At 59.3% G+C, this 6318-nt stretch carries 6 protein-coding genes; all 6 read right to left on the reverse strand.

All coding sequences use genetic code 11. From position 1 onward, the window contains the following. Nucleotides 1-192: 192 nt before the first annotated feature. From WBB95_RS15325 to WBB95_RS15350, 6 genes are read right to left on the reverse strand one after another with little or no spacing between them, the layout of a single operon-like run. Nucleotides 193-1935, reverse strand: coding sequence for an ABC transporter substrate-binding protein (locus WBB95_RS15325; protein ID WP_424488356.1), 1743 nt, complete (start codon nucleotides 1933-1935; stop codon nucleotides 193-195). 33 nt (nucleotides 1936-1968) lie between these two features. Beyond that, the gene (locus tag WBB95_RS15330) at nucleotides 1969-2241 is read right to left on the reverse strand and encodes a DUF2160 domain-containing protein (RefSeq protein ID WP_424488357.1); all 273 of its coding nucleotides are present in this window, start codon (nucleotides 2239-2241) and stop codon (nucleotides 1969-1971) included. 10 nt (nucleotides 2242-2251) lie between these two features. Then, nucleotides 2252-3052, reverse strand: coding sequence for a carbohydrate ABC transporter permease (locus tag WBB95_RS15335; protein WP_003192012.1), 801 nt, complete (start codon nucleotides 3050-3052; stop codon nucleotides 2252-2254). A gap of 10 nt (nucleotides 3053-3062) precedes the next feature. Beyond that, nucleotides 3063-3929 (reverse strand): carbohydrate ABC transporter permease, encoded by an 867-nt coding sequence (locus tag WBB95_RS15340; RefSeq protein WP_424488358.1) that lies wholly within the window; start codon nucleotides 3927-3929, stop codon nucleotides 3063-3065. Further along, nucleotides 3926-5023 (reverse strand): ABC transporter ATP-binding protein, encoded by a 1098-nt coding sequence (locus WBB95_RS15345; RefSeq protein WP_424488359.1) that lies wholly within the window; start codon nucleotides 5021-5023, stop codon nucleotides 3926-3928. Before WBB95_RS15345 ends, WBB95_RS15340 begins: the two co-directional genes overlap by 4 nt. Continuing rightward, nucleotides 5023-6117: an ABC transporter ATP-binding protein gene (locus tag WBB95_RS15350; protein WP_424488360.1), complete on the reverse strand. Its 1095-nt coding sequence runs from the start codon at nucleotides 6115-6117 to the stop codon at nucleotides 5023-5025. The genes WBB95_RS15345 and WBB95_RS15350 overlap by 1 nt, the downstream gene beginning before the upstream one ends. Between the last annotated feature and the right edge of the window lie 201 nt (nucleotides 6118-6318).

Genomic DNA, 6318 nt, shown 5'->3' on the forward strand with positions numbered 1-6318 from the left:
CCGCTGTAAGAGCGGAACCCATATAAGCCATCACCCAAACAACGGATATGTACCCATTTCACGCGTCAACCATAAGGACGCCATCGCAGGCAAGCCAGCTCCCACAGTTAACCTGCCTTGCCTTGAAATATGCGTTTCCTCAAGGCAAAAAAAACGGCACCTGAGTGCCGTTTTGCCCATCGCACACCCCTATTACTTACGCGCCGCCTCCCACGACTTGAGCAAGTCGTTATAGCTCACGGTCTCCCCTTTCGGCTTCTCGTTAGCCAGTTTCGGCTTCGGCGCCCCCGGCTGGTCAAACCAGTACTGCGCATCACGCTCAGGGTTCATTTTCGGGCCACACACCGGCTGCACCTTGGAGCGCTCCAGGCGCGTCATGATCGCGTCCTGCTCCTTGGCCAGGTTATCCAGCGCCTGCTGCGGGGTTTTCTCGCCGCTGGCCGCCGCCGCAATATTGCTCCACCACAGCTGCGCCAGACGCGGATAATCCGGCACGTTGGTACCGGTCGGCGTCCACTCAACCCGCGCCGGGCTGCGGTAGAACTCCACCAGGCCACCGAGTTTCGGCGCCAGGTCAGTCATCGCCTGGGAATTAATGTCGGACTCCCGAATCGGCGTCAGGCCCACAATGGTTTTCTTCAGCGACACGGTTTTCGACGTCACAAACTGCGCATACAACCAGGCCGCGAGTTTCTGTTTCTCAGGTGTGGACTTGAGGAAGGTCCAGGAACCCACGTCCTGATAGCCCTTCTTCATGCCCTTTTCCCAGTAAGGCCCGACCGGCGACGGTGCCATGCGCCATTTCGGCGTGCCATCGGCATTCACCACCGGCAGCCCCGGTTTGGTCATGTCGGCGGTAAACGCGGTGTACCAGAAAATCTGCTGGGCGATGTTGCCTTGGGACGGCACCGGGCCGGATTCGGAGAAGGTCATGCCCGCCGCTTCCGGTGGCGCGTAGGCTTTCATCCAGTCCACATACTTCTGCGTGGCATACACCGCCGCCGGGCCGTTGGTGTCACCGCCACGGGTCACGCTGGAGCCCACCGGGTGGCAGTCCTCCACGCGAATGCCCCACTCGTCCACGGGCAAGCCGTTGGGCAGGCCTTTGTCGCCGCCACCGGCCATGGAGAACCAGGCATCGGTGAAGCGCCAGCCCAGGGACGGGTCTTTCTTGCCGTAGTCCATGTGCCCATAGATGCGCTTGCCGTCAATTTCCTTGACGTCTTCGCTGAAGAACTTGGCGATGTCTTCATAGGCCGACCAGTTCACCGGCACGCCGAGGTCATAGCCGTACTTTTCCTTGAACTTGGCCTTCAGTTCCGGGCGTTCGAACCAGTCGGCGCGGAACCAGTAAAGGTTGGCGAACTGCTGGTCGGGCAACTGATAGATCTTGCCGTCCGGCGCGGTGGTGAAGGAAATGCCTATAAAGTCCTTGATGTCCAGGGTCGGCGAGGTGAAGTCCTTGCCTTCGTTGGCCATCAGGTCAGTGATCGACTCGGTCTTGCCGTAGCGAAAGTGCGTACCGATCAGGTCCGAGTCGTTGACCCAGCCGTCATAGATGTTCTTGTCAGACTGCATCTGGGTTTGCAGCTTCTCCACCACGTCGCCTTCCTGCAGCAGGTCGTGGGTCAGCTTGATCCCGGTAATTTCGGTAAAGGCCTTGGCCAGTACCTTGGACTCGTACTCGTGGGTGGTGAGGGTTTCCGACACCACGTTGATCTTCATCCCACGGAACGGTTCTGCCGCCTTGATAAACCATTTCAACTCTTCGAGCTGTTGGGCTTCGGTGAGCGTGGACGGCTTGAACTCGCTGCCGATCCATTTTTTTGCCGCATCTTCGTACGCATCGGCCCAGGCCGTGGCGCTCAAACCGCTGAGGGCCAGTACGGCGGCCAATGAAATGCTATGTCGCAGCTTATTGTTTTTATCGAACATAGAGACCTCCTGGTTGTTTATTCAAGCGGAGCACTAGCCCCAACGCATCACACACAACAGCCACACCAGGGACAGCGCAGTCGCCACCCAGATGCTCCAGCCGGTTACGCCGATTACCAACAGGTGCAGGTAGGCGCTGCCGAGAAGACCAATAAACAAGCGATCACCACGCGTGGTGCTGATCGGCAATAAACCGCGCCGAGGGATGCTCGGCGAGCGCAGTTCCCACGTGGTCATGCCCGCCAGAATCAAGGCGATGCCCACAAAAAACAGCGCGGTTGGGGTGGTCCAGGCCATCCATTCCATCATTGACTCCTCAGACCCGGCCGAGGGCAAAGCCCTTGGCCACGTGGTTGCGAACAAACCAGATCACCAGCATGCCCGGCAGGATGGTCAACACTCCCGCCGCCGCCAGCACGCCCCAATCGATGCCCGAGGCCGAGACCGTGCGCGTCATCACTGCTGCGATCGGCTTGGCATTGACCGAAGTCAGGGTGCGCGCGAGCAACAGTTCGACCCAGGAAAACATGAAGCAGAAAAACGCCGTCACGCCGATGCCGGAGCCAATCAACGGGATAAAGATCTTCACGAAAAACTTCGGAAAGCTGTAGCCGTCGATGTAGGCGGTTTCGTCGATTTCCTTGGGCACACCCGACATGAAGCCTTCCAGGATCCACACCGCCAACGGCACGTTGAACAAGCAGTGGGCCAGGGCCACGGCGATGTGTGTATCGAACAGTCCGATGGACGAATACAGCTGGAAGAACGGCAGCAGAAACACTGCCGGCGGCGCCATGCGGTTGGTCAGCAGCCAGAAAAACAGATGCTTGTCACCGAGGAAGCGATAGCGCGAGAACGCGTAGGCCGCCGGCAGCGCCACGCTCAGGGAAATCACCGTGTTCAGGCTCACGTAGTACAGCGAGTTGAGGTAACCGGTGTACCAACTCGGGTCGGTGAAGATCACCTTGTAGTTAGCCAGCGTAAAGTCCTGCGGAAACAGCGTCAGCCCACCGAGGATTTCGGTGTTGCTCTTGAAGGACATGTTCAGCAGCCAGTAGATCGGCACCAGCAAGAACAGGATGTAGACCAGCAGCGGTATCAGCTTGCGTTTGCTCATGTTGGCGGCCTCAGCGGTTGGCGTCGGAATGGGTCATGGCGGTGTAGAACAGCCAGGACACCAACAGGATGATCAGGAAATACACCAGGGAAAACGCCGCGGCCGGGCCCAGGTCGAATTGGCCGACAGCCATCTGGGTCAGCGTCTGACTCAGGAAGGTGGTGGCGTTACCCGGCCCGCCGCCTGTAAGCACGAAAGGCTCGGTGTAGATCATGAAGCTGTCCATGAAACGCAGCATCACCGCAATCAGCAGCACGCTTTTCAGCTTCGGCAACTGGATATGTCGGAAAACCGCCCAGGCAGACGCCCGGTCAATACGCGCGGCCTGGTAGTACACGTCCGGGATCGCCCGCAGCCCGGAGTAGCACAGCAGCGCCACCAGCGACGTCCAGTGCCATACGTCCATCACCAGCACGGTGACCCAGGCGTCCGCCGTATTGGCCGCGTAGTTGTAGCTGATGCCCAAGGCATTGAGGCTGTAACCGAGCAAACCAATGTCGGCGCGGCCGAAAATCTGCCAGATCGTGCCCACCACGTTCCACGGAATCAGCAGCGGAATGGCGAGGATGATCAGCACCAGCGACGACCAGCGGCCCTTGGTCGGCATGGTCAGGGCGATGGCGATGCCCAGCGGGATTTCGATCAGCAGCACGCAGGCCGAGTAGATGAACTGGCGCAACAGCGAGTCATGCAGGCGCGGGTCGAGCAGCACCTGCTTGTACCAGTCGGCGCCGACAAAATAGCGGCTGGACTGGTCGAAGATGTCCTGCACCGAATAATTGACCACGGTCATCATCGGGATCACCGCACTGAACGCCACCAGCAGGAACACCGGCAACACCAGCCACCAGGCCTTGTTGTTCTGGACCTTGTTCATGGCAGCACCTCCAACAGGTAATCGTCGGCATAAACCATCAACCACTGCGCGGGAAAGCTGATGGACGCTGTGCCTTCGGGCACGGGCTTGTCTTCGGCCAGGCGCACTTTCAACGGTGCGCCGTCGAGGTTGAGGGTCATGATCTTGTAGGTGCCAAGGTCTTCGACGTGCATGACATCGGCTTGAAGCGCGTCAGGGTTGTACTCGTCCCACACGTGGATAAATTCCGGGCGGATGCCAACCTGCAGCTTCTTGTAGTCAGTGTCGCGCAGGCGTTGCTGCAACGCGTCCGACAACGGCAGAAGCGTGTCGGCAAAGCGCACCCCGCCCGCCTCGGCGTGCACATCGATCAGGTTCATCCCGGGGCTGCCGATGAAATAGCCGACAAAGGTATGGCTGGGCCGCTCAAACAATTCGCGCGGCGTGCCGAACTGCACAATCTGCCCGCCGTACATCACCGCGATCTTGTCGGCGAAGGTCGAGGCTTCGAGCTGGTCATGGGTAACGTAGACCATGGTGATGTTGAACTGCTCGTGAATCTGCTTGAGTTTGCGCCGCAGTTTCCACTTCAGGTGCGGGTCGATCACCGTCAGCGGTTCGTCGAACAGGATCGCCGACACGTCGTCGCGCACCAGGCCACGGCCCATCGAGACTTTCTGTTTTTCATCGGCGGTGAGGTTGCGCGCCTTTTTGCTCAACAGGTTTTGCAGGTCGAGGACTTCGGCAATTTCCTGCACCTTGCTGTGAATTTTCGCCTCGGCCATGCCCTGGTTGCGCAACGGGAACGCCAAATTGTCGAACACGGTCATGGTGTCGTACACCACCGGGAACTGAAACACCTGGGCGATGTTGCGTTTTTCGGGGGTGAGCGCGTTGACCACTTTGGAATCGAACAGCACCTGGCCTTCGGAGGGGCTGAGCAGGCCGGAAATGATGTTGAGCAAGGTCGACTTGCCGCAGCCCGACGGCCCGAGCAACGCGTAGGCACCGCCCTGCTCCCACACGTGGTTCATTTCCCGAATGGCGTAGTCTTCAGGACCGCTTGGCGTAGGGCTGTAGCTATGGGCAAGGTTCTGCAAATGGATCTCGGCCATCAGGCAACCCTCGCGACACGGCGCCCGGGTGCCTGGACCAAGCGGCCCTGGCCATCGAACACAAACAGTTTATGGGTGGGGATATACACCCGGATCGGCGCGTCGACGTCGTACTCGTGCACCCCGGGCAAATGCAGCACCAGCAGGAAGTGTTCGCTGCGCACATGCAGGAAGGTTTCGGAGCCACTGATTTCGGCGACTTCCACGGTCACCGCCAGCTCCAGGTCGTCATCGTTGCTCGGCACCAGGCTGATATGGCTGGGGCGTACGCCAAACCGGAACTCGCCTTCGCCGATCGGGCGCAGGTCAACGTTCAGCGGGAAGTGCACGAAATTGGCGAAACTCACTTCATTGCCGCTGATGCGTCCCGGCATCAGGTTGATCGGTGGTTCGGAAAACAGCTCGGCGGCCAGTACCGTCTGCGGCTGGTGATACACCTCGGCGGCCTTGCCGCTCTGGATCACCCGGCCTTCGTGAAGAATGGTGGTGGTGCCGCCCAGCGCCAGCGCCTCGTTGGGCTCGGTGGTGGCGTAGATGGCAATGGTGTGGCGCGCCTTGAACAGCTCGCGCATTTCCTGACGCAGTTCTTCGCGCAGTTTGTAGTCCAGGTTCACCAGCGGCTCATCGAACAGGATCAGTTCGGCGTCCTTGACCAGCGCGCGGGCCATGGCCGTGCGCTGTTGTTGGCCGCCAGACAGTTCCAGCGGGTGACGCTGCAAGAACTTCTCGATGCGCAGCATCTTCGCGGTTTCGAGCACTTTGCTCTGGATCAATTCGTTGGACACACCGGCCTGGCGCAACGGCGAGGCGATGTTCTCGAACACGGTCATGGTCGGGTAATTGATGAACTGCTGGTAGACCATCGACACGTTGCGCAGGCGCACCGGCTTTTGCGTGACGTCCACGCCGTTCATCAGGATGCGGCCGCTGTCGGGCTTGTCCAGGCCGGCCATCAGGCGCATCAGGCTGGTCTTGCCCGACAGGGTGCGGCCCAGCAGAACGTTGAAGGAACCGGCTTCGAAACGCAGGTTGACGTCGTCGATCCAGGTCTGGCCTTCGACGACGCGGGAGACATGTTCCAGGGTCAATGACATGACACGCCCTTTTTATTATTGGAATGAATCTGGCCATTCGTCAGAGCGAGTTTCGTGCCAAAACGGCAAGTGATTGAAGTACAAGGAAATGGCTAGGGTGGGGTGTTCGAGAGTGAACACTTAGGGTGAACATTTGAACAGTCGCTGGGTTGACAATGAACAGTTCTGAACAACACTCTCATGCCCAACACAGAATAAATG

The organism is Pseudomonas sp. (genome assembly GCF_049645325.1).
In the GTDB taxonomy this organism is placed as follows: domain Bacteria; phylum Pseudomonadota; class Gammaproteobacteria; order Pseudomonadales; family Pseudomonadaceae; genus Aquipseudomonas.